The sequence below is a fragment of the Pseudomonas asturiensis genome, assembly GCF_900143095.1.
GTDB classification, from domain to species: domain Bacteria; phylum Pseudomonadota; class Gammaproteobacteria; order Pseudomonadales; family Pseudomonadaceae; genus Aquipseudomonas; species Aquipseudomonas asturiensis.
Map to the genome: position 1 here is coordinate 49908 of NZ_FRDA01000013.1, position 23802 is coordinate 73709.

A 23802-nucleotide genomic window follows, 5' to 3' on the forward strand; every position below is an offset into this window, starting at 1 on the left:
TTTCGAATAAAGGGCTATCTGTTAATAGATCTACCCAAGGGGTAGCAAGGAATCTAACGTGGTCCGGGCGATATCGCAATTTCATGTCAGGAGGCCACGACATGCGGACAGTCGATTTCAATTCGGACATGGGTGAGAGCTTTGGTGCCTGGACCATCGGCGATGGTGTGGATACCGAACTCATGAGATTCATCAGTTCAGCCAACGTAGCCACCGGTTTTCACGCGGGCGACCCCGGCACCATGCGCCGCACCGTCGAGCAGGCCAAGCGCCTTGGGGTTGCAGTCGGCGCGCATCCAGGCTTCCACGATCTGGTGGGGTTCGGCCGTCGACATATTCAGGCACCGGCGCAGGAGCTGGTGGACGACATGCTTTATCAGCTCGGTGCCCTGAGAGAAATCGCTCGTGCTCAAGGCGTAACGCTGCAACATTTCAAGCCTCACGGTGCGTTGTACATGCACCTGGCTCGCGATGAAGAGGCGGCGCGGCTGCTGGTCGAAAACCTGCAGCGGCTGGAGCCTGAGCTGCTGCTGTACTGCATGCCCGGTTCAGTGATCTGCAGGATCGCGCAGGAACTGGGGCAGCCGGTCATTCGTGAGTTCTACGCTGATCGGGCTTACGATCTCAGCGGCTCTATCGTGTTTACCCGAAACGTGCAGGCTTATGATCCGGCAAAAGTCGCGGCACGTGTGCTGCATGCCTGCCAGGAAGGGGTCGTGCGCACGGTCGAAGACGAAGACCTGCGCATCGAATTCGATTCCATTTGCCTGCACAGCGACACACCGGGCGCGCTGGATCTGGCCGAAGCCACGCGCAGGGCGCTGGATAATGCCGGTATTCAGGTCAAGGCCCCTCGTTGATCGCGCAAGGACACCAGGCACCCAGAGGCCGGGTCCCGTTACCATTTATTGCCTGCCGTTCTCCAATCCATCCAAGAGGGACAGACATGGCCGACTATCAATTCAGCGGAGGACGGGCATGAACGATGCGATCCGCTACAGTTTTGGTGCCGACGAACACCTGTTTGCCGAAGTCAGTGAAAGCATGTCGCTGGAAGCCTTTTTCAAGGGAATGGCGGTCACCCGGGCCGTCGAGCGTTTGCAGCTCGACGGCGTGCTGGACGTCTGCCTGGCCAATGCCTCGTTCCAGATTCGTTTCGACCCGGACCGCATCGCGCCCCAGGCCTTGCTTGATGCGGTGAGAAGCGCAGAAGCCGGGGCTGTCGCAGAACGTACGCTGCAAACCCGGATTATCGAGATTCCGGTGCTGTACAACGACCCCTGGACCCATGAAACGCTGATGCGCTTCCGCGACCGCCATCAGGACCCGAGCGCCACGGACCTTGAGTATGCGGCGCGGATCAATAACCTGGCCGACGTCGACGCGTTCATCGCCGCGCACAGTGGTGCGCCGTGGTTCGTGTCGATGGTGGGGTTCGTTGCCGGCCTGCCGTTCATGTTCCAGATGGTCGAGCGTGAGCGTCAGTTGCAGGTACCCAAATACCTGCGTCCGCGCACTGATACGCCCAAACTGACCCTGGGTCATGGCGGCTGCTTTGGCTGCATTTACTCGGTGCGCGGTGCAGGCGGTTATCAGATGTTCGGCGTCACGCCCGCCCCGATCTACGACCCGCAGCAGCAATTGGCCTACCTGAAAGAGCACATGGTGTTCTTCAGGCCGGGCGATATCGTGCAATTCAAGCCCATTGATCGCGAAGCCTACGACCTGGCCGTCGCCGAAGTGGACGCAGGACGCTTCGATTTGCGGATCCGTTCGGTCGAGTTTTCGCTCGACAGTTTTCTGGCCGACCCGGCCGGTTATCCGGCTTCATTGCAGGAGGTGCTGGCATGATCAAGGTACTTAAACCGGGACTGGCGACCTCTGTTCAGGATCTGGGCCGTGAAGGCTATTACCACTTGGGCATTCCTCCGTCCGGTGCGCTCGATCAATATGCGCTTAGCGCGGCCAACCAGTTGGTCGGTAACCCACCAGGCGCTGCCGGCCTTGAGTGCACACTCGTCGGGCCTGAGCTGGAGTTTCAATGTGATGCGTTGGTGGCGGTATGCGGCGCGCACATGACGCCTCGGGTTGACGGCAAGGACATGCATCACGACACGGCTTTTGAGGTGAAGGCCGGGCAGGTATTGCGTTTCGACTTCCCCAAGGATGGCGCTCGTGCCTATTTGGCGGTGGCGGGCGGTATCGACGTGCCACTGGTGCTGGGCAGCCGCTCGACTTACACGCTGGGCGCATTGGGCGGTTTTGAAGGGCGGCGTCTGGCAGTCGATGATCAATTACCGATTGGCGTACCCAGCGGCAAAGGCCGCGCGGGAGCCAGCCTGCCGATGGCCTTGCGTCAGTCGCTGGGTGGCGAAGTCTATCTGCGTGTGGTGCCAGGGTTGTATTACGAACGCCTGACTGAATATGCGGCGACCAGTTTTTTCTCCGAGTCCTGGACGGTCGGTTCGGAGGCAGATCGCATCGGCTATCGTTTCAAGGGCGGCAAGGCGCTGACGTTTCAGCCACGTGAGCAACCGTTTGGCGCGGGTTCCGATCCTTCCAATATCGTCGACAGTTGCTATCCGATCGGCTCAATCCAGGTGCCGGCAGGCCTGGAACCCATCGTGTTGCACCGCGATGCGGTCTCCGGCGGCGGTTACGCGATGATCGGCACGGTGATCAGCGCCGACCTCGACCTGATCGGTCAGATGCAACCGAATCAGAAGGCCCGCTTCATTGCTGTGACCCTGGAAGATGCCTTGCAGGCGCGCAAGTCCTACAAGAAGAAACTGGCGTGCCTGGGCCGGTTGTTTGATTCCTGACGTTGCGCACTGAATCCAGTGCGCTAACTGTTGGCGTCACTGCTGTCGGACAACCGGCTGGCCTGGGCGAGCATCGTCGTTCGGCACGCATCGAGGATCTCGTCCGCAAGCTTTGAATCATTGGGTACGGCGCGTGACAACATCACCGCGCCTACCGCATGGGCCAGCATGTCCAGCAGCGCTGCACGTGAAGCCTGCGGATCAGTGTCCGGGCGTGTCGACGCGTCAGGCGCCAGGCTGAGCAGCAACTGCTCGATACCATTGGCGAAGGTGTTTCTGACCTCGTCCGACTGCCGCGACGCGTCACCGCCAAGCGCGGCCATGGTGCAACCGGTCGCAACATCGTCGCGATGCTCTCTGCTCAGGTAGTACTCGATGAAGCGGGCGGGGCTCACGCCGGCTGACTGCTCCACGATTTTTGACATGCTGCAGGCCGCTGCTTCAGCCATCAGGTCCGCCTTGGACCCAAAGTGCTTATAAAAACCGCCATGGGTGAAACCGGCGGCGGCCATCAGGTCTGCAACCCCCACGCCGTCATAACCGTGCTTGCGAAACTGCACCGATGCCGTCTCGACAATGTGCGCGCGGTTTGCTTGCGCTTGCGCTTTGGTAACCCTCATGAAGTGCCTCGATTCGTATGCGATCCAATATGAACGCACTATAGCATTGATGTTAACCGTCATTAAAACTGGTTGACGATTATGATGTTGATCATCATCATTGCTGCAGGTCCTGGTGTTCCATGCCTGGCCACCTCCCTGATCCTTTCTGCAAGAGAGCCCTCATATGTCGACGCTTCCTTCTGTTCTTGTCACTGGCGCATCCTCCGGCATTGGCGCCGTCTACGCTGATCGCTTCGCAAAACGTGGCCACGATCTGGTGCTGGTGGCGCGCGACAAGGCGCGTCTGGAAACGCTCGCGGCACGTCTGCGTGAGGAGCACGGTGTCGCGGTCGATGTGCTGCAAGCCGACCTGACCCGTGGCGACGATCTGACTACCGTTGAAAACCGCCTGCGCGACGACGTGCGCATCGGTGTCCTCATCAACAACGCCGGTGCGGCGCAGACGGGAGGTTTTCTTGACCAGACCGCCGACAGTATTGGTCAGTTGATTACCCTCAACACCACGGCTTTGACCCGACTGGCCAGCGCCATCGCGCCACGACTGGTGCAAGCGGGCGAGGGTGCCATCGTCAACATTGCCTCGGTGGTGGGGCTTGCGCCGGAGTTCGGCATGTCGCTCTACGGCGCGACCAAGGCGTTCGTGGTGTTCCTGTCGCAAGGCATGAGCCTGGAGCTGGCTGACAAAGGTGTTTACGTACAGGCTGTGTTGCCGGCAGCAACCCGCACCGAGATCTGGGAACGCGCCGGTATCGATATCAATACGTTGACCGAGATCATGGAAGTGCACGACCTGGTCGACGCGGCGCTGCTGGGCTTTGACCGCCGTGAGTCCATGACCATTCCTCCATTGCGCGACGATGCACGCTGGGATGCACTGCAAACGGCGCGTCAGGGGCTTCTTGGGGACATTCGTCAAGCGGAGGTCGCACAGCGTTATCAAGCGGCTCCCTGAAGGCCGTCTGGCTGGAATCACCCTACACTGCAGCCGCCAACCACTTCTGCATGAGTACACCGAATGAAGTTTCGTCACCTTGCGACATTGAGCGCCGTTCTGTTCTGGGCGCTCGCGGTTATCTGGATGTTCGCCCCGGCGCAGATGCTGGCGAACTGGGGTGTGGGTTTTTCCAGTGAGACAGGGCTGGTCAGCCGCCGCGCCGCAGCACTGTATATGGGCTTTGGCGTTATGTTTTTTCTGGCCAGAAACGCCGCGCCATCGGTTATCCGGTCGGCGCTGGTGAGCGGTTTTGTCACGGCCTGTCTGATCCTCGCCGCACTTGGGGTATTTGAGTGGACGTCGGGCCATGCCAGTTCGGGGATTCTCGCCGCAGTGCTGGTTGAGGTCCTGTTGTCGCTGGCCTTCGTGTCGGTACAGCGTCGCGAGCAGCGCCAGGCCCGCTGAAGCGAGCGCAGGCCGCTCCTTTCGTATTTACCGAGAATTGAACATTCATGAAAGCATTCATCGTCGATCGTTATGGAAAAAAGGAAGTCGGTCGCCTTGGCGAGATGCCGAAGCCTCGAGTCGGGGAGACGGATGTCTTGATTCAGGTCCATGCGGCGGGCGTCAATCTGCTGGACGTCAAGATCCGCAGCGGCGAGTTCAAGACGATCCTGCCTTACGCGCTGCCAATGGTGCTGGGCAACGATGTGGCGGGCGTGGTAATGGCGGTAGGACAACATGTCACAAGTTTCAAGCCCGGTGACGAGGTGTATGCGCGCCCCGAACAGGAGCGCATCGGCAGTTTTGCCGAGCTGATTTGCGTGCGCGAGGACTCTTTGGCGCTCAAGCCAACGCACCTCAACATGGTGCAGGCGGCGGGCGTTCCCTTGGTCGCCTTGACTGCCTGGCAAGTTTTGGTAGAAACCGCCAAGGTGAAAAAGGGCCAGCGCGTGCTGATCCACTCAGGTTCCGGCGGCGTCGGCACCTTTGCCATTCAGCTCGCCAAGCACCTCGGTGCCTTCGTTGCGACCACGACCAGTACCCAGAACCTTAAGTGGGTCAAGGCGCTGGGTGCCGATGTAGTCATTGACTACAAGACTCAGCAATTTGAAACGCTGCTTCAAGGGTATGACGTGGTGCTGAACAGCCTGGGCTCGGACGAGCTTAAGAAGTCGCTTAAGGTACTCAAGCCGGGCGGTCAGCTGATTTCCATCTCGGGTCCGCCCACGCCAGCATTCGCTGAAGAACAGAAATCGAACTGGGTGTTGAAACAGGTGATGCGCCTGCTGAGTTACGGCATCCGCAAGGAGGCTCGCAGAAAGGGTATCGACTATCGGTTTGTTTTCATGCGTGCAAGCGGCTCGCAACTGGGTGAAGTCACTGCGTTGATCGAAGCGGGGATCATCAAGCCGATTATGGATCGCACCTTCCCCCTCGAACAGACCGCCGATGCGCTGGCTTATGTGGCGCAAGGACGGGCCAAGGGAAAGGTAGTGGTGCAACTCAGGTGAATAGGGAAGGTCATGAGACAGCAGGGCATTTATTTAAAGCCCGGGATAAGCATCAGCAGCAGGCGGCTCATGCCACCCTGTCGCAGGATGGCGCCACGCCCGAAAAGCCGAAGACCTTCTTGCCCGAGCCTGTCACAAAGCCTGAACCTGAAAAAGCGATCATCTGGCGGCCCTTGATGCTTGAGCAGTGAGGGCTGCAGAAGATGCGCCTGTCTATGAAAGCATCGCTGTCTCACAGCACGTATACGGCCATTGGCTTGTGCTTTCTCATCAATGCACCTGGTAAAGGTGCTATGGGTGACGGTTTCCATCGCCGGCAAGCCGTCTCCCACAATCCCGTGTTTGCTGCAAGACAGCGTAGCCACCAAAGAGGTGGCTTTATCTCCCGAAAAAATAGCAGTTGTTCGGCAGGTTGCATTCCGTTTGACAGCAGGCGGCAAGCCGTCTTCTCGGGTCCTCTTTTTACTTCGAGATTTCAATACCTGGGCTTGACCGCCTTCCACTCCGGTTTGTACTTCTGCATCTGCCTCACGTCATCACGCTGACGGATGCCGCAACTCAGGTACTGGTCGTTGAGTTTGCCGAGCTGGTCGTAGTCCAGTTCAAGCCCCAGACCTGGCTCGCGGGTGAGTTTCACGCAGCCGTCGACAATAGGCAGCTTGCCGCCTTTGATGACTTCTTCGTCTGGCTCCTGCCACGGGTAGTGGGTGTCGCACGCGTAGTCGAGGTTGGGCACGGAGGCGGCGACGTGGGTCATGGCCATGAGGCTGATGCCCAAGTGCGAGTTGGAGTGCATCGATACGCCCAACCCGAAGGTGTCGCACATTTTTGCCAGTGCCTGGGTATCGCGCAGGCCGCCCCAGTAATGGTGGTCGGCGAGCACGATCTGCACGCTGTTCAAGGCAACGCTGCGGCGGAATTCGTCGAAGTCGGTGACCACCATGTTGGTCGCAAGCGGCAGACCGGTGCGTTTGTGCAGTTCGGACATGCCGTCCAGACCCGGCGTCGGATCTTCGTAGTACTGCAGGTCGTCACCCAGCAGTTCAGCCATGCGAATCGAGGTTTCCAGCGACCAGTTGCCGTTGGGGTCGATGCGCAGCGGGTAGCCGGGAAAGGCCTTTTTCAGGGCCTTGATACAGGACACTTCATGCTCCGGGTCCAGTGCGCCAGCCTTGAGTTTGATGCTTTTGAACCCGTAGGCCTCAATCATGCGCCGGGCCTGGGCCACGATCTGTTCTTCGCTCAACGCCTCGCCCCAGCTGTCCGGTGCATAAGGCGATTCGGCGTGCTGCGCGTATTTGAAGAACAGGTAGGCACTGAACGGCACCTGATCGCGAACCGCGCCCCCCAGCAAGTCCACCAGCGGCACGTTGATCGAGCGTGCCTGCAGGTCGAGAAACGCCACTTCGAAGGCTGAGTAGGCGTTGCTCACTGCTTTGCTGGCGTGGGAGCCGGGCGCCAGTTCCGCGCCAGCCAGGCTGGCCGGTTTGTGCGCTGCTACGGTTGCCTGAACGATGCTGCGCAGCTGACTGAGGTTGAACGGATCGACACCGATCAGTTGATGCTGCACGTGTTGCTGAATCGCCAATGCCGGGGCGTCGCCATAGCTTTCCCCCAGGCCGATGTAGCCGGTGTCGCTCTCGATCTCGATGATCGAGCGCAGCGCGAAGGGTTCGTGGATGCCGCTGGCGTTGAGCAGTGGTGGATCGCGGAAGGCGATGGGGGTGACGGTAACACGGATGATTTTCAAAGGGCTGTCTCCCGGATGATCAGGGTTTGAGGCTTGAATGAGGGCCGAGCGGGGCAGTGGCGTTCAACGTGGCCAGCTCAGCCTTGGACGGGGGGCGCGCATTACCTCGCGGCGTGGTGCGGGCGAAGAAGATCACGATGGCTGCCAGCAGTGACGTTGCCGCCAGCCCATAGAGACCGCCTTGAATGGAACCGGTGGTCTGCTCCAGAAAGCCGAACGCGGTGGGCGCCACGAAGCCACCCAGGTTACCGATGGAGTTGATGAGGGCGATCACGGCGGCGGCGATGCGTGCATCCAGATAGCCTTGTGGGATCGGCCAGAACAGCGCCGATGCAGCCTTGAAACCAATCGCGGCAAAGCAGATGGCAACAAAGGCAAAAACCGGCCCGCCGGTGGTGGACATGAACATGCCGAATGCTGCGATCACCAGCGTCACGGCCACCCAGGCCTGTTGATGCTTGAAGCGCGCGGCCAGCGCTGCGAAGCCGTACATGGCGACAATCGAGATGAGCCACGGCACCGAGTTGAACAGCCCGACTTCGAAGTCGCTCAGGCTGCCCATCTTGCGAATCATGCTCGGCAGCCAGAAGGTGGCACCGTAGATGGTCAGCGCCACGGAGAAGTAGATGAAGCAGAACAGCATGATCTGCCGATCAGCCAACAGTTTGAAAACCGAAGGCCTGATCGTTTGCGTCGCTTCACGAGCGCGCTGCTCTTCGGCGATGGCGTTGACCAGCGTAGTTTTTTCTTCCTCGGTGAGCCACTTGGCTTCCTGAGGGTGGGACTGCAACCAGAACCAGACGAAACCGCACAGCACAATCGAGGCGAAGCCTTCAATCAGAAACATCCACTGCCAGCCATGCAGGCTCAGGCCGCTGATGCCCAGCAGTGCGCCGGATAACGGACCGGAAATCACAGAGGCGATGGCCGATCCGCTCAAAAACAGCGCCATGGCTTTGCCGCGATCACTGGCGGGCAGCCACTGTGTGAAGTAATAAATGATGCCGGGGAAGAAGCCTGCCTCGGCTGCACCGAGTACAAAACGCAGCACATAGAAGCTGGTTTCGCCCCGAACGAAGGCCATGGCCATCGCGGCCGCGCCCCAGGTGAACATGATGCGCGTCAGCCAGGCGCGAGCGCCGTAACGTTGCAGCAGCATGTTGGACGGGACTTCGAACAACGCATAGCCAACGAAGAACAGACCCGCACCGAGCCCGTAGGCCGCAGCGCCAATGCCCAGATCAGTTTCCAGATGGCTGCGCACAAAGCCGATATTGACCCGGTCGATGTAATTGACGATGAACATCACCACGAACAGCGGTAGTACGTGGCGCTTCACCTTGCTGGCCGCACGGGCAAGCACCGTGGGGTCCGACGCGTAAGGGACGGTATTCAAAAGGGCAACTCCCATTCATTGTTTTTTTGGGGATGAGCCGATCATGGACGCTGGGATTATTCCCGTCTAATCTAGATTGTGATTTGATTGATACCTGGAATGAATCAATGTTCGAGCTGGCACAGCTTCGCTGTTTCACCACGGTGGCCACGGAATTGAATTTCCGTCGGGCCGCTGAACGTCTGAATATGACGCAACCGCCACTGAGTCGGCAGATTCAACTGCTTGAGCACAACCTGGGTGTCGAGTTGTTCACCCGCAGCACGCGCAGCGTGGCGCTGACCGCAGCGGGTCGGGCATTTTTCATTGAAGCGCAGACCTTGCTGGAACGTGCACAGCAGGCGGCTATTTCCGCGCGGCGCTTTGCTGAGGGTGACATCGGCTCCGTGACGATCAGCTTCGTCGGCAGTGCGGTGTACGAGTTTCTGCCCAAGGTGATCGCCGAAGCCAGGCTCAACCAGCCGCAGGTGAAGATATCCCTCACTGAGATGAACACCTACCAGCAGCACGAGGCGTTAAGGGCGCGGCGCATTGATCTGGGTATCGTGCGTGCGCCGCTGTTTCAGCCAGGTTATGAAACCGAATGCCTGGTACGTGAGCCGTTCGTGCTGGCGGTGCCTGGCAGTCATCCGTTGGCGCAGGCCGGGTCGGTGGCGGTCAAGGATCTGGATGGCGTGCCGTTTCTGATGTACTCGCATTCGGCCTATCCGCCGTTCAACGAGTTGCTGACCGGTATGTTTCGCTCGGCCCGCGTGGCACCCGAGTATGTGCAATGGCTGGGCTCGTCGTTGACTATTCTTGCGCTGGTCAATGCGGGAATGGGCCTGGCGCTGGTGCCACGCTGTGCGACCAATGTGGTGTTCAAGGATGTGGTATTTCGCGAGATCGATCTGGGCGAGGGCGTGCAAAGCGAGTTGCACCTGGTGTGGCGTACCGACAATGACAATCCGGCGTGCATGATGCTACTGCAAGCCATTCGTGCTGCAGTGAGGGGTGATATGAATATTTGAGGTTATTTGTGCCGAAACGCCATGCGACTCATGGCTGTCTACTATCATTCGTTCAATCGATAGTCACCATCAAGAAAGGCAAGTTCTGTTTTTTTGGCAAAGGAGGAGGATGGCGTCATAGCCACTTGCTCCACACAAAAGGAAACGAACGATGAACATTTTCAACCTGCTGACATTTGTCGCTGTTTTGATCAGTGCGCCATTGGCCACTTCATCCGTTTCCGCTGCCAGTCATGTCAACGATGCGCAGGTTTGCCACTTTCAACCGGTGACGGACAGCACGACCAGCCTCCAGCACTCGCAATCGGTGGGTGTGCTTTATAGCGAGAACACCGTCAGTAATCTCCAGTACCTGAACAACTACCACGCCGTCGCCCAGCGCAGCGCTCGCAACAACGGGCTGGACTCGCGCATCCGTGACGCGTTCATCAACAGCTCGGACCCAAAACTGGCCATCGACTGGTTAACGGGGTCGTTGCAGAAAACCTTCGCTTCGGTGACGGTTTACGACAATCTGGATGCACTGATGCAGGCCCGGCCTGACGTGGTAGTGATGCTGGACACCTACAACCAGCTGGTGAGCAAGCGCAACAGTCAGGTTGAGGCGCGTTACCTGGCGCGATTCTACGATGCGAACCTGCAATATATTGGCAAGGCAGAAGGCGCGACCGGCAAGCAAATGCCTTCAGTCTGGGTGCAGGGCAAGGCGGCTCCCGAAATTGCGGCACAGATCGATCAGCAACGCGAGCTGCAGGTGACGGCCTTGAAGCAGTTCGACGCATCGCTCAAGGCCCTGGTCCTGCAGGCAGAGCAGGATCAGGTCGCCGCCAACTGAACCGCGTACCGTTACTCAGCGCACCCGATCAAGGCTCTGTACCGAAAGGTCCAGGGCCTTTTGCATGTCCAGGCGCGCCGAGCGCCCCACGTCCTTGTCATGCAGTTTGAATTCACGCTCCGAGGGCAGGATCGGGGCAGTCAGGTCGTCGGCGCCTACCGGTTCGAAGTCATAGTTGCTGCCGATGGTCATGGCGCTGCGGCGCAGCAACATACGGATCTGCTCGGGCGTAAGGCGGGGGTTGATTGACAGCATGGCTGCGACCATGCCGGTGACCATTGGCGTGGCATACGAGGTGCCGCAATGCACAGCACCTTGTTCGCCAGCCTTGGCGGTCGAGGCGCGCGTGCAGGCCGACGCCATGATGTCGACCCGCATGTCGACGTTGGAAGATGCGCGCTTTTCAACGTAAGCCGGGTCATCCACGGCGACATCATCGCGTTCGGTGCGCTGATGGCCGCCCACCACCAGCAACTGGTCGGTGATGAACGAGGAGGGCAGGCGGTATTCGTCAGTACTGGAAAAGGACGAACCGTTGCCGGCCGAGTTCACCACCATGACGTCGGGGTGTTTCTCACGCAGCCAGAGGAAGAACTCTTCCAGCAGTTCTTCATAGCCGGACATTGCAAGCCCCGAACGGATGAGAGAGTCGACCTCGTCACCCTCAATGTTCTTGGCGCCGATGCGGTGAATGCCCCAGCTCCAGTTCAGCACCCTGACGCCGTCCTCGACCAGATTGACCGAAGCCGCGACGTTGGCCGTGATGCCAGCGTCGGAGTTGCGCTCCACGATCACATCGAAGCCCTGACTGGCGCCATCCAGCGATTTGAGAAAACCGGTGTTGCCGCCTCCGGCAGTATTGGCCGCCAGAATGCCGGTCACGGTGGTGCCGTGCCCATCGGGTCTGCGGGCGTCTCTGGCGAACACGCAGGTGCGTGGCGCACCGCTGTGGCAGTCGCCTCGGTAGTCGGCGAAGTCCGGGCTGTCGAAGTCTACGTTGCGTTCGATGATGCCGATGCGGATCGGAACCGGCGTGATGGGCGAAGCCTTGCCGGGAATCCTGCGCTGGTAATAGTTGACCGCGTCCATGAAGCGGTTGGCGGTCCATTGCTCACGTGTAGGTTTCTCTTGCTTGCCGTCCGACGGTGGTGCCTCGTTTTCAGCGGCTTCGGCCTGGGACTCTTCAATCACCACGGCGTCGACACTGACCTCGCTCCCCATGCGCAGCACCATGGCGTCGCGCTCCACCAGGTTCCTGGCCGGCAGACGCAACTGCCAGGTGTTGAGCGGGGCAATCGAGCCGACCACCGTTGCACCGAATTTCTGCGCGATTCTCTGCGCTTCTTCACGCCCGTTGAAGCGTTCTTCGATGATCAGGCTGATCAGGTTGACGTAGGTGGTCAGCCCGTCCATGTTTTTTGCGACTTCATCTGGCGTTGCGGCCACTACATGATTGCCGGCCATGCTCAGCCACACTGCATTGCTGCTGTTGCCGGACTGTTTCAACCAGAGCGGACCGCTTGGCCAGCCCGCGTAGTCGAGTTGCACTCGCAGACGCTGGCCATCGCGCTGGATAGCCGACTCTGGAACGGTTTTGCCGCCCAGTTTGATCTCGACCGGACCACTGCCCATACCTTCTGCGCTCAGGCAGAACGTCTGCTGCTGTCTATCGAGCAGGTTATCACAGCGTTGCAGGCGCTCGATGCGCAGCGAGTCGTCGGCACAGGCCAGTGATGAGCAGGTGAGCGTGGCGGCAACCAGCAGGGTGCGACTGAGCATGCGTAAATCCCGAGCAAAGCGTGAAGTAGCCTTCTGACTGCTTTGCGTCTCACATGGTTCAGGGGGGCCGGGTCAAGTCTGTGCCCGAGCAGGGCGCGTGGGCACAGCGTGCGGTGTCAATTCAGTGGACGATTGACGACCTGGGCGAAGTTCGTGGCAAAAGCGGTTTGTGAAACGCCCGTGACGAAGGCGATACGCCGTGAGCCGCTGTCTTTTACCAACGTCTGTCCGCAGTGGTTGTCGTGTTCGGAACTGACCGTATCGACCGCCAGGTACTCGGCATTGGTCTTGGTGGCGCTAATACCACCCGCCATCAGCAGGGTCGCCAACGGGTCGAAAATCGGAACTGGCACATTGCCTTCGGCATGGCTGCCAGACTTGATCTCCAGCACTTCACGCACAAGTGTCGCCACAGGATCGGTAGCGGTGATCAGCTTCGAATAGGACGGGTCGAGCACCACTTGATTGCATACGTCCAACGGCACCAGCGTGAGCGGCAGCGCGGAGTCAAATACAAGGTTGGCGGCCACGGCGTCCACGAATACATTCCACTCTGCATAATAGTTGCTGCTATAGGCAGGCCCCTGATCCCAGATCGCTTGCGCGTTGTTTAAGCCCGCGACGTTGCCGTCTACATACACTGCGCCTGCCATGGCGTAAATGCCTTCGAGCCTGGCGAAGTCGTCCGGGCCGGTACTCAGCGACAGCATCTTTGCGATATGGGTAAAACCGCCCAGCGACAGAATCGTGATCGGGTCCTGGCTGTTCTTGATTGTTTCAAACAGAAACGTCCATGCGCTGGCCTCTGACAACGCGGGTAATTGCGCAGGGTTCAACGAACCCAACAGCCCCATGATGTCATTCATATCGTTCTTGAAGTCCTGTGGGAACCGGTAGTCATGCACCAGTGGTGTATCGGTGCCGCGGGCGACGATTGTGTTGAGCCGGTTACCGATGCCCAGCAAATGCTGGGCAATGATCACGCCCCAGCCCAGATCCGTTTCGCCACAGCCGGTGACCGTGATGCCGATAATGTCGATGTCCGGCCTTTTCATCAGGTACGCGATGGACAGTACATCGTCCCAGCCCATATCGGTGTCAATGATAACTTTCCGGTTCATGTTACTTCTCCGTGTGCTGAGGCGTGGGCGTCAAGGTTTTAACGATAAGGGGCGTAGAAAAGTTGTGCGGCGAGTGTATTTCAGTCGTTTGGTTCAATCGGCCATGGGTTTAAAAGCAGTTGATATATACAACAGCTTCCGGTATCCGTCGAGGCACTGGCCTGCGGTTAAGTTGCACATGAGGCGATTTAAAAAAACGGTCAGGAATAAGGTTTGTATTAAAGAAACAGCGCCAATGGCCGAGAGCCTGACAAGCGAGCCGCACGTTGCCCGGCCCGCATGATTTGCAGCAAGCCACGTGTGCTTTGACTGTGGTAACAGAGAAGCCTTGCGATGCTGAAAAAACTGTTGGGTACGCTGCGTACCTTGATGTCGGTGCCCGCTCATAATCCGAGGCTGCTTCAGGCCCAATACGTCGCCTTGTCGCGTCAACTGCCGTTGATGTACTTCGTGCTGTTGGTGAACACTTGGGCGCTCGCGTTCACTCACCGTACCGCGCCGCTGTGGTTGACCCTGCTGGTCCCCGCGCTGTTGACGCTGGTGTGCGGGATTCGTGCACGAATGTGGTTGCGCACGGTCAACAAAATCCCGTCCGAATCCATCATTCTGGCCACCTTGCGCAGCACCAACGGCCTGGCTGGCATCATTGCGGCAGCGTTTGCCGGGTGGTCACTGGCGCTGTATCCCTATGGCGATGCCTATGCACAGGCGCATGTGGCCTTTTTCATGGGCATCACTGTGATCGTGTGCATTTTCTGCATGATGCACCTGCAGCCCGCAGCGTTGACGACAGCGGTGGTGGTGAATGCGGCTTTCGTGGTGTTCTTCGCCTCGACCCATAACATGATCTTCATCGCCACGGCGGTTAACATCGTGCTGGTGTCGATCGGCATGCTGGTGATCCTTCGCTATCAGTACCGCGACTTCAAGAGCCTGGTGAACGTTCAGGTAAAGACGGAGCGGCTAAGCAACGAGAACCTGTTGCTGGCCAACCAGGACAGCCTGACCGGACTGCCCAACCGCCGTCAGTTCTTCCAGACGCTGGACCTGGCCATGAGTGAAGCGCTGGAGCAGGGCACGGGGCTTGCGGTCGGGGTGCTGGACCTGGACGGTTTCAAGCCGGTCAATGACCTGTACGGTCATCGCACGGGCGATCAGTTACTGATCATGGTGGCTGAGCGTTTGAGGGCGGCGGCGAGCGATACGGTGCACGTGTCGCGGCTGGGTGGCGACGAGTTTGCCCTGGTCATCAAGGGCGATATCAGCAATGACGCCTTGCTGGCGCTGGGCAAGCGCCTGTGCGATCAGATGCATGACAACTTCCAGTTGCTGGACATGCCGATTCAGATCGGCGCCACGTTCGGCATCGCGACATACCCGGCGACCGCCGACAACGCGACACAATTGTTTGAATACGCTGACTACGCGCTCTATCAGGGCAAAAACCACAACCCTGGTACGACCTGTCTGTTCTCGACCGCGCACCGCGAGCAGTTGCATGCCGATGGTGTGACGGAACAGGCATTGCGGCGCGCCAACCTCGAAACCGAGTTCTACGTGCTGTTTCAGCCGATCATGGAAAGCTGCAGTCGTGAGACGGTCGCGTTTGAAGCGCTCGCTCGCTGGAACAGTCCTGAACTGGGGCCGGTATCGCCAGCTCGGTTCATCCCGATTGCCGAGCGTATTGGCATGATCAACAAGCTGACGGCACCCCTGCTGACCCATGCGTTGCAGAAAGCGCTTTCCTGGCCGACTCACATCAGGCTGGCATTCAACCTGTCGGCCCATGATTTCGCGACCTGCGAGAGCGTCAATCTGATCGTCGGGATCATCGAGAACAGCGGTTTTGATGCCGCGCGACTGGACCTTGAGATCACCGAGACGGCCGTGATGCAGGATATCGCTCAGGTACAGCAAGCTGTGGCGCAGTTTCGCCAGTTGGGTTGTGGCATCTCGCTGGACGACTTTGGCACGGGCTTTTCAAGCCTGAGCCAGTTGCATGCCCTGGCGTTGACCAAGCTCAAGATTGATCGCAGCTTCGTGACCGGTGTGCATGACAACCCGGCGAGCTACAAAATTGTGAAATCGCTTGTGGCCTTGAGCATGGACATGTCGCTGGGGTGCGTCATCGAAGGCGTTGAGACACAAGAAGAACTCACCGCTCTGGAAACCTTGGGCTGCACGCTGGTCCAAGGCTACTTCTACAGCCCCCCGATCAGTTTTGAAGACACGCTGAAATGGCTCGAAATACCGGATGAAGAACGCAGTTTCGGGTGAGCCTTTGGTGTCAGCGCGCCGCAGTAAGGATCGATCCTTGTCAGAGTGGTAGGAGCGCAGGAAACGATCGCTCTCAGGGCTGTTATCATGCGCCCGTCCATTCTGCGGAACCCCGTCCATGAGCAAACCCGGCCAGACCGTCCTTGTAGCGCTGCGAAAAATGATCGCTTCAGGTGAGCTGGCGGCCGGAGAGCGGTTGATGGAAGTGCCTACTGCCGAGCGATTCGGCGTTTCGCGCATGCCGGTACGCATGGCGTTTCGCACGCTTGAGCAGGAAGGGCTTCTGGTGCCTTTCGGTGGGCGCGGGTTTCAGGTGCGCTCGATCAGTGCGCATGAGATCGCAGGAGCGGTTGAGGTGCGCGGGGTGTTAGAGGGACTGGCTGCGCGGCAGATGGCTGAAATCGGGATCAGCCAGCAAGCCAGGGATGAGCTGCAAGCCTGCCTGATTCAGGGGGATGCCCTGTTCGTCAAAGGCTTTGTGACCGAGGATGACCTTGAGGTCTATCACGACCTGAACATGCGCCTGCATAGAGTCATTGTCGAAGGCAGCGGCAACCCGGCCATTGCCGATGCACTGGCGCGCAACGATCATCTGCCGTTTGCTTCGGTTAGCGCACTGGCAGTGGATCGGCACGATCTGGTGCGTGAATTCCGGCGTTTCAACTTCGCCCACATGCAGCATCACGCGGTGGTGGATGCGCTGGTCAACGGTCAGGGTGCGCGAGCCGAAGCCATCATGCGCGAGCACGCCAATGCGACGCTGCGTTACGCCGAAATTTTCGGTGGTGGCGTTCATGAGCGCATGAAGGTCATTCAGCGTTCTGATTAATCAGATATCGAGCACCAACAGTGGCGTTTTTGATCGGGAGCAGCAGGGCGTGAACTGATCGTTGAGCACTTGCTCGGCTTCGGTCAGAAACAGGTCCCGGTGATCGGGCACGCCTTTCAAGACCCGCGTCAGGCAGGTGCCACACACGCCTTGTTCGCATGACAGCGGTATGTCGATGCCATTGCTTTCCAGCACTTGAGCGACTGTCTTGTCAGCCGGAACGTTGAACACTTGCCCTGTGCTGCCAATTTCGACCGAAAAACTGCCATCGCTGCTGGTATCCACCGGGGCGGCGGTGAAGTACTCGCGATGCAGTTGATCATCTTGCCAGCCCTGAGTGCGCGCGCTGTCGAGGATGTGCTGCATGAAACCGTTGGGCCCGCAGACATAGACCTGTGCGCTCGCGTCGGGACTGGCCAGAATCGCCTGCGCGTCCAGCCGGGTTTCCGGGCGATCATCGAAGTGCAGACGGACCTTGTCGGCAAACGCCGATTGATGCAAGCGTTGGGTAAAGGCTGCACGGTCAGCCGAGCGGGCACAGTAGTGCAACTCGAAAGGCTGGCCATGTTGCGCCAGATGCTCGGCCATGCAAAGGATCGGCGTAATGCCAATACCACCCCCAAACAGCAGGGTACGGCTGGCGTGTTCGGCGAGCGCAAACAGGTTTCGCGGTTCGCTGATGCGCAAGTGGGCGCCAGGATGGATCTGTTCATGCAAGCTGCGCGAGCCGCCTCGCGAGGCGGGATCGTTAAGCACACCGATCAGGTAGCGATGACGCTCGTTGGGCGGGTTGCACAGTGAGTACTGTCGGATCAGGCCATTGGGCACATGCACATCGATGTGCGCGCCTGCTGTAAAGGGCGGCAACAGACCGCCATCCGTTCGCACCAGTTCATAGCTGCAGATGTCCAGCGCTTCGTCAGTACGCGATAACACAGTCACGTCGATCATGTCGCACCTCGGATTCACTTCAGGTTGGCCACGGGAATCTGGCTGGCGGCCGCTGCCTGTTCGCTGGCGATCAAGCGCTCCAGAATCTTGCGTGACTGCACGCCACCGGCGTCGATGTTGAGCTTGAGCAGGTTGCGATGCGGGTGCTGAAGCAGGTTCAGTTGTTGGCGCTCGAGCATTTCCAGATCCTCCGTGAAGATCTTGCCCTGGCCCTCGCGAATGCTGGCCGTCAGTGCTTCATCCTTAGGATTGAAATTGCGTGCCATGCCCCAGAAGTACCAGATAGAGGTATCGGTCTCCGGTGTGATGAAGTCGACCACGATGCTTGAGGCTTTGAATTCGTGTGGCGCGTGGTAACCGCCCTTGCCGGCGTGGGCGACGCCGACTTCGATCAATACGTGGCTGGGCGGTGTGAAACGGCAGATCTGCCAGCGGTCCACGGGTACATCGTCGGCCAGGTTGTTGCCGCGAAGTGCCATTTTCCAGAACGGCGGAGGCATGATGTTTTCCATGTGCCGCGCGGTAATGACTTCCTCGCCCTCGACCGTGGTCACGGGTGGCGCCTCGTCGATTTCCTTCTGACCGATGCTGGAGGCATGGACGTAGGTTTCGTGGGTAAGGTCCATCAGGTTGTCGATCATCAGGCGGTAGTCGCACTGAATGTGGAACAGGCCTCCGCCATAGGCCCACTCGTCACTGACGGCCCATTCCAGATGGTGGATCAACGCCGGGTCAGCTTTTTCCTGCTCGCCTGGCCACACCCAGATGAACCCGTAGCGTTCGACCGCGGCAAAGGTCTTGTTGCACGGAAACCCCCGTACTCGCTGGCCGGGCATGGCGGCGGTCTTGCCATCGCCGCCCATCACCAGTCCGTGATAACCGCACACCAATTGTCCGTTTTCGACATACCCCAGAGAAAGCGGGGCACCACGGTGCGGGCAGAAGTCCTCGAGCGCCACGATCTGCTGGTTCTGATCGCGGAAGAAGACCATCTTCTCGTTGCAGATTTGCCTGCCGAGCGGTTTGTCAGTCACTTCATCCGCTGAACAGGCGACGTACCAGGTGTTTTTCGGGTGCATGAGGGTTCTCCACGACTCGATGTTGTTTTTATGGATCCATCAGGGCTTGCCAGATGTGTGGCTGGAGATATTAATGCCACAAGAGTGGGCAAAATAAAATGATTAAATTTATTAACTATTATTTAATGGATCCATTGAGCCGGGGATTTGGCAGATCGGGTTGCCGACTATACGGATGCTGTCCATGCGGTTCAGGGGTGTAGGGCATCGCGCAACAAGGGGGCGAGTTCGTCGAGCAGGGTCTGCACAGAGCGCAGGGCGCGGCAGTCCGGGCGGGTGAGCAGCCACAAGTCGGTACTGCAACCGTCGAGCGGACCGCTAAGGCGTTCAACGCCGGCGAGCGCCCGAGCGGTGAAATCGGTCAACGCGGCGACACCGAGTCCAGCACTGACCAGTTGCGATACCGCAGACATGCTGCTGCAGCGGTAACGGGGCACAACGTCCGGGAACGCCTGACGGCGCCAGGTCACGGACGTGTGGTCAGGCATCGATTCGTCGGGACTGATCCACGGGACCGAGGTTGGTGCTGCGTGGAGTGCATCGCGAAAACCGGGCAAACCGCAAATAATATAGTCAGCCGCGCCGATACGTCGGCCCACCAGGTGCTCGGGGGGTGTATTGGTCAGGCGCAACGCAATGTCGGCGTCGCGACGGCTGAGGTTGGCGAACGAATTGGACGTCGCCAGTTCCAGGGTCAGCGCCGGATAGTTCGGCATGAAACGGGCGAGGGCGGGCAGTAGAAGGTCGTGCAACACGGCGTCTGTACAGGTGAGCCGTACGGTGCCGCTTACCACGTTTTCGCCTTGCTGCAAGGCAATTCGCGCAGCGTTCAGAGCAAGTTCGGCGCGTTCAGCCTGTTCGGCCATCGCGGTAGCGGTATCGGTTGGTATGTAGCCGCGCCGGTTCTTCTCGAACAAGGCGACGCCCAGCGCTGACTCAAGTCGTTTGATGGAGCGAAACGCTGTGGAAATGTCGACATCGAGCAATTCCGCGGCGCGCGCCAGGGTACGTCCCCTAACCAGTGCAAGCACCAGCGATAGATCTGAGTAACTGACCTCGTATTGCGTCATTGCACAGTTCCTTTGCCTGAATGCCCATGTAGATTGCGTAGCCGACTATCCTAGACTGGTTTCAATTGCGCTGGGAAGCCGCCTTTTGAGGCAGCCCGGCGCTCATCTTTATAGGGCAGGGCTGAATCATGTCTCGACTTCCTCTGATTGGCGTGACCGCGTGTCGCCAGCAACTGGGCAAATACTCCTCGCATACGGCAGGTGACAAGTATGTTGAGGCGGCAGGGTTCGCGGGTATCCCAGTCATCCTGCCCGCACTGGATGTGCCGATCGAACCGGGCCGGTTGCTTGAGCAACTGGATGGCCTGCTGTTCACCGGCTCGCCGTCCAATGTCGAACCCCACCACTACAACGGCACACCCAGCGCCGAGGGCACCGCGCATGATGTGTTCCGTGATCGCAACACGCTGCCGTTGCTGAGGGCCGCCATCGCGCAAGGGGTGCCGGTGCTGTGCATCTGCCGAGGCTTCCAGGAACTCAATGTGGCGTTAGGCGGCAGTCTGCATCAGCGCGTTCAGGATCTGCCGGGTTATCTGGATCATCGCGAGCCGCAGAGCGAGGTAGTCGCCGAGCAATATCTACCGCAGCATGACGTGTCGGTGCAGCCGGGCGGGGTGCTCGACGCGTTGGGACTTGCGCCTGGCTTTGCAGTCAACAGTCTTCACAGCCAGGGTATCGATCGACTGGCGTCGGACTTGCGCGCTGAGGCGCTGGCCCCCGACGGTCTGGTGGAAGCTGTTTCGATGCCGGGTTCGTCGGGTTTCGTGCTGGGCGTACAGTGGCATCCAGAGTGGGCCTTCAGAGATAACCCCGTTTCCCTGCGTATGTTCGAAGCGTTCCGCGACGCCTGCCAGATATATGCCCGGGAGCGAGCGGCGATCAACTACTGAGCTGTAGGGACAAACGTGATTTAATATCCGGCTCCATGGCAACGGGCGGTTCAAGACGCCCGGCCTGATCTCCACCGGATATTTTTCGCATAAGGCCACTAATGGATACGGGAGCACGACTCAAGCTGGTGCGTGAAAGCTATAAGCTGTCGCAACGCGAACTTGCCAGACGCAGTGGTGTGACCAATGCCACGATTTCTCTGATTGAACAGAACCGTGTCAGTCCCTCAATCAGCTCGCTGAAGAAGTTGCTGGAAGGCATTCCCATGTCCCTCGCGGACTTCTTCACCTTTGATCAGCCGCCCGGTCGGGAGCAGTACGTGTTCCGTGCCGGCGACCAGCCCGATCTGGGCCGAAATGGCGTGCGCCTGCTGTTGGTCGGCGCCACATTACCCAGCCGACAGATGCGTTTCCTGCGCGAGCAGTACGCACCGGGTGCCGACTCGGGTGAGGAGCCTATCGTGCACAGCGAAGGGGAGGAGTGCGGTCTGGTCACGCGCGGTACGGTCGAACTGACCATAGACGGTCAAGTCAATATCCTCGGCCCCGGCGATGGCTACTATATCCCCACCACCTTGCCGCATCGTTTCCGCAACATCGGTCAGGATGAAGCCGAAATCATCAGCGCCAACACTCCTGCCAACTTTTGATCACACTCGCCCACTGCACCTTAGCGCAGACTCCAGGACACTCCCGCATAGACGCCCACGCCGTCCCCGGGCGTCGAACGTGCCACGTCCCGGCCGTTGTCGTCATAGCCCGGTGTGACCGTACTGGCGTAACGCCGATGGGTCAGATTGCGCAGGTCCAGCCACGTTTGCCAGTCATCATTAGGCGAGGCGTAGCCAAACGTAGCGCCCAGCAGCGTGTACTGATCGGCGTAGAACGAGTTGGCGTAATCCACCGCGACGCTCGACGCATGCTCGGTGTTCAATCCAGCGTAAAAGCCCGTGGGGTGGCTGTAACGCAGCTCCGCCTGGTAGTAATGCCTTGGGATGCCTGGCAGGGCGTTATCGCCAAACCGTTCATCGTCGCGGTAATGAAAGTCACTGAAAGTGTACGCCTGGCGCACATCCAGTTTGCCCGCCGCGTCGCCTTGCCAGAGCAGGCTTTCGAGGCTCAGTTCGATGCCGGTATGGACCGTGGGGCTGGCGTTGGATTCGGCGATGACCTGCGACGTGGTTGCACTCGCAGCCTGGGTTTCCACACTCAACAGCTCATGCCTGACCTGTGAGTAATACCACCCCAACTCCCAGTTACCCATCCATCCCTGGCCGCGCCCTCCGAGTTCCAGAGTAGTCGCGGTCTGGTTATCAAGTTTCACGCCAACACGTTGTAGCCCCGTCGCCGGGCCGCTTCCAGCGGGGAAAAACCGGTTCGAGCCCCAGATCATCGACCAGGCGTGAGGTGGCTCAACCGAGCGGCTCAGGTTGCCGTACACCTGCAACTGCGGCGTAAAGTCGTAGCGCAGGCCCAGGCGCGAGGCGTAATCCCAGTCGTGGGTGCTGACCGCTTCCTGCGTGGCGGGGTAGGTGACTTCTGTTTCACGTCGGGTAAAGATCGCGGCGAGACCTGTGGTCAGCCAGAGATCCGGAACCAGTTCCAGGTCATTGCTCAGTTGCAAGACACTGTCCGAACCCAGGTAGCTGTAGTCACGGGTTCGTGTCCCTGGCGCATAACTGGCCGTGTTACCGGCGGGGATGCGCACGAATTCCGAAGCGCCGTTGTTTGGCAGACCTTTGGTGGTGCGCAGGCCGACTGTGGTGTTGCTCTGATGGCCGAGCAGCACGTCCTGGCGAATGTAGTTCAGCGTACCGCTGATGTCGGTATAGGCCACTTTCAGCCGATTGGTGCCTTCGCGCAGGTCCATGGGGTAGTCGTGATAAACCAGCCCGGTTTCGATTCGTGAGCTGTCATCCAGATAAATCGTCGTCTTGTTGCCCAGCCATGTGCTGCCCGGTTGCAGACGTTTGGAGTCACGGGCGGTGTTGAGAGCGTTGGCTGCACGTGGGTCGTGACGGATCTGATCCCGTGTCAGTCTGCCGGGGGAATCATTATCGGTTTCGCGATAGCGGAAGAAAAAACGGGTTTCAAGATCGGGACTGAAGCGGTAGCCGACATTAGCCGTCATGCCCTTGCTGCCACCTGCGCTCTGGTCTTGAAAACCGTCATAGTTCGATTCGGTCAGCGCAACGTAGTAATCCAGATCGCCGAGTACGTCACCGGAGCTGATCTGTCGTTTGCCGTAGCCATGGCTCCCGGCCTCATAGCGCACCTGCAAGCGCGGTGCGTCGGTACCGGTGTGGCTCACGTAATTGACTGCGCCACCCAACGCCAATGACCCCAGCTCAAAGCCATTCGCACCACGTCGGACCTCGACATGGCTAAGCCACAACGGCTCCTTGAGCTCGTAAGGTGTCCCGCCTGGACCTGTCAGCGGCAGTCCGTCCAGCATTTCAAACAAGCCCGATGCGTGTGCGCCTGGCGCTCGGTTCAACCCGGAACCTCGAATGGAGATCTTGGCCCCTTCGTTGTTGGCTGCTTTGGCGTAGATGCCTGCCTGGTAGCGGAAAACATCTTCGTTGGTGGCGACCCGCCCTTGATCAACCCGAGTCATGTCAACCACGTTGGTAGCGCCTGGCACGTTGTGCGAAGCCTCGCGGGCGATAGCGGAAGGGCGCTCAATCGAGCTGCCATCCACTTCGATGCTGGACAGGTTCACGGTCTGATCGGCACGGACCTGGTTGACGCTGGCAAGCGCAAGCAGTGGCACCAACGCAGAAAGGGGGAGAGGTGATAGGTGTCGCACGTGCAAAAGCCTCTTGGCCGGGGCCGTCACGCACTAGGCAGGAAAACGGCCATCGCAGCGGCCAGGCCGTGCGTGTTCAGGGGAAAGAGGGTTCGATGCTGGATATGGCTGGC

At 59.3% G+C, this 23802-nt stretch carries 22 protein-coding genes; 13 read left to right on the forward strand and 9 right to left on the reverse strand.

Annotated elements, in window-relative coordinates; all coding sequences use genetic code 11:
* The first annotated feature begins 101 nt into the window (after positions 1-101).
* The 3 genes from BUB69_RS20405 (at position 102) to BUB69_RS20415 (ending at position 2822) form a co-directional block, all read left to right on the forward strand.
* On the forward strand, positions 102-860 hold the full coding sequence (locus BUB69_RS20405; RefSeq protein ID WP_073169892.1) for a 5-oxoprolinase subunit PxpA: 759 nt from the start codon (positions 102-104) through the stop codon (positions 858-860).
* 118 nt (positions 861-978) lie between these two features.
* The gene (locus BUB69_RS20410; RefSeq protein WP_073169894.1) at positions 979-1851 is read left to right on the forward strand and encodes a 5-oxoprolinase subunit B family protein; all 873 of its coding nucleotides are present in this window, start codon (positions 979-981) and stop codon (positions 1849-1851) included.
* Positions 1848-2822 carry a 5-oxoprolinase subunit C family protein gene (locus BUB69_RS20415; protein ID WP_073169896.1) on the forward strand — a complete coding sequence of 325 codons (975 nt, stop codon included), beginning with the start codon at positions 1848-1850 and terminating at the stop codon, positions 2820-2822. The genes BUB69_RS20410 and BUB69_RS20415 overlap by 4 nt, the downstream gene beginning before the upstream one ends.
* Positions 2823-2845: 23 nt before the next feature.
* Here the strand turns inward: BUB69_RS20415 and BUB69_RS20420 are convergent, their stop codons facing one another.
* Positions 2846-3442 carry a TetR/AcrR family transcriptional regulator gene (locus BUB69_RS20420; protein ID WP_073169898.1) on the reverse strand — a complete coding sequence of 199 codons (597 nt, stop codon included), beginning with the start codon at positions 3440-3442 and terminating at the stop codon, positions 2846-2848.
* A gap of 166 nt (positions 3443-3608) precedes the next feature.
* Between BUB69_RS20420 and BUB69_RS20425 the strand changes: the two genes are divergently transcribed.
* The 4 genes from BUB69_RS20425 (at position 3609) to BUB69_RS20440 (ending at position 6084) form a co-directional block, all read left to right on the forward strand.
* Positions 3609-4397: an SDR family NAD(P)-dependent oxidoreductase gene (locus BUB69_RS20425; protein ID WP_073169900.1), complete on the forward strand. Its 789-nt coding sequence runs from the start codon at positions 3609-3611 to the stop codon at positions 4395-4397.
* Positions 4398-4460: 63 nt separating this feature from the next.
* A complete protein-coding gene (locus BUB69_RS20430) occupies positions 4461-4844 on the forward strand; it encodes a hypothetical protein (protein WP_073169902.1) in 384 nt (127 codons plus the stop codon).
* Between the two features lie 47 nt (positions 4845-4891).
* Entirely contained in the window at positions 4892-5893 is a 1002-nt protein-coding gene (locus BUB69_RS20435; RefSeq protein WP_073169904.1) for an NADP-dependent oxidoreductase, read from the forward strand.
* On the forward strand, positions 5890-6084 hold the full coding sequence (locus tag BUB69_RS20440) for a hypothetical protein (protein ID WP_073169906.1): 195 nt from the start codon (positions 5890-5892) through the stop codon (positions 6082-6084). Before BUB69_RS20435 ends, BUB69_RS20440 begins: the two co-directional genes overlap by 4 nt.
* A gap of 284 nt (positions 6085-6368) precedes the next feature.
* On the opposite strand, the gene BUB69_RS20445 is transcribed toward BUB69_RS20440, so the two are convergent.
* Both BUB69_RS20445 and BUB69_RS20450 read right to left on the reverse strand, forming a co-directional pair.
* On the reverse strand, positions 6369-7643 hold the full coding sequence (locus BUB69_RS20445) for a glucarate dehydratase family protein (RefSeq protein WP_073169908.1): 1275 nt from the start codon (positions 7641-7643) through the stop codon (positions 6369-6371).
* A gap of 19 nt (positions 7644-7662) precedes the next feature.
* Positions 7663-9006 carry an MFS transporter gene (locus BUB69_RS20450; protein ID WP_084537148.1) on the reverse strand — a complete coding sequence of 448 codons (1344 nt, stop codon included), beginning with the start codon at positions 9004-9006 and terminating at the stop codon, positions 7663-7665.
* A gap of 140 nt (positions 9007-9146) precedes the next feature.
* Here BUB69_RS20450 and BUB69_RS20455 point away from each other — a divergent pair, with 140 nt between their 5' ends.
* Together BUB69_RS20455 and BUB69_RS20460 are read left to right on the forward strand one after the other, a co-directional pair.
* Positions 9147-10049: a LysR family transcriptional regulator gene (locus BUB69_RS20455; protein WP_073169912.1), complete on the forward strand. Its 903-nt coding sequence runs from the start codon at positions 9147-9149 to the stop codon at positions 10047-10049.
* Positions 10050-10200: 151 nt separating this feature from the next.
* Positions 10201-10884 carry an ATPase gene (locus BUB69_RS20460; RefSeq protein WP_073169914.1) on the forward strand — a complete coding sequence of 228 codons (684 nt, stop codon included), beginning with the start codon at positions 10201-10203 and terminating at the stop codon, positions 10882-10884.
* Between the two features lie 15 nt (positions 10885-10899).
* Here BUB69_RS20460 and BUB69_RS20465 read toward each other — a convergent pair whose 3' ends face one another.
* Together BUB69_RS20465 and BUB69_RS20470 are read right to left on the reverse strand one after the other, a co-directional pair.
* Positions 10900-12663, reverse strand: coding sequence for a S8/S53 family peptidase (locus BUB69_RS20465; protein WP_073169915.1), 1764 nt, complete (start codon positions 12661-12663; stop codon positions 10900-10902).
* A 116-nt stretch (positions 12664-12779) separates the two neighbouring features.
* Positions 12780-13784, reverse strand: coding sequence for a nucleoside hydrolase (locus BUB69_RS20470; RefSeq protein WP_073169917.1), 1005 nt, complete (start codon positions 13782-13784; stop codon positions 12780-12782).
* Between the two features lie 333 nt (positions 13785-14117).
* Between BUB69_RS20470 and BUB69_RS20475 the strand changes: the two genes are divergently transcribed.
* On the forward strand, positions 14118-16061 hold the full coding sequence (locus BUB69_RS20475) for a putative bifunctional diguanylate cyclase/phosphodiesterase (RefSeq protein ID WP_073169919.1): 1944 nt from the start codon (positions 14118-14120) through the stop codon (positions 16059-16061).
* Between the two features lie 118 nt (positions 16062-16179).
* Positions 16180-16890 (forward strand): GntR family transcriptional regulator, encoded by a 711-nt coding sequence (locus BUB69_RS20480; protein WP_073169921.1) that lies wholly within the window; start codon positions 16180-16182, stop codon positions 16888-16890.
* Here the strand turns inward: BUB69_RS20480 and BUB69_RS20485 are convergent, their stop codons facing one another.
* From BUB69_RS20485 to BUB69_RS20495, 3 genes are all read right to left on the reverse strand, one after another.
* Complete coding sequence (locus BUB69_RS20485; protein WP_073169923.1) at positions 16891-17841, reverse strand: PDR/VanB family oxidoreductase; 951 nt, start codon at positions 17839-17841, stop codon at positions 16891-16893. It abuts the gene before it with no gap.
* A gap of 14 nt (positions 17842-17855) precedes the next feature.
* The gene (locus BUB69_RS20490; RefSeq protein WP_073169924.1) at positions 17856-18920 is read right to left on the reverse strand and encodes an aromatic ring-hydroxylating oxygenase subunit alpha; all 1065 of its coding nucleotides are present in this window, start codon (positions 18918-18920) and stop codon (positions 17856-17858) included.
* Positions 18921-19111: 191 nt separating this feature from the next.
* Positions 19112-19990, reverse strand: coding sequence for a LysR family transcriptional regulator (locus BUB69_RS20495; protein ID WP_073169926.1), 879 nt, complete (start codon positions 19988-19990; stop codon positions 19112-19114).
* Between the two features lie 128 nt (positions 19991-20118).
* Here BUB69_RS20495 and BUB69_RS20500 point away from each other — a divergent pair, with 128 nt between their 5' ends.
* Both BUB69_RS20500 and BUB69_RS20505 read left to right on the forward strand, forming a co-directional pair.
* Complete coding sequence (locus BUB69_RS20500) at positions 20119-20880, forward strand: gamma-glutamyl-gamma-aminobutyrate hydrolase family protein (RefSeq protein WP_073169928.1); 762 nt, start codon at positions 20119-20121, stop codon at positions 20878-20880.
* Between the two features lie 101 nt (positions 20881-20981).
* Positions 20982-21530 carry a cupin domain-containing protein gene (locus BUB69_RS20505; protein WP_073169930.1) on the forward strand — a complete coding sequence of 183 codons (549 nt, stop codon included), beginning with the start codon at positions 20982-20984 and terminating at the stop codon, positions 21528-21530.
* Positions 21531-21550: 20 nt separating this feature from the next.
* Here the strand turns inward: BUB69_RS20505 and BUB69_RS20510 are convergent, their stop codons facing one another.
* Positions 21551-23689, reverse strand: coding sequence for a TonB-dependent receptor family protein (locus BUB69_RS20510; RefSeq protein ID WP_141121882.1), 2139 nt, complete (start codon positions 23687-23689; stop codon positions 21551-21553).
* Positions 23690-23802: the final 113 nt, after the last annotated feature.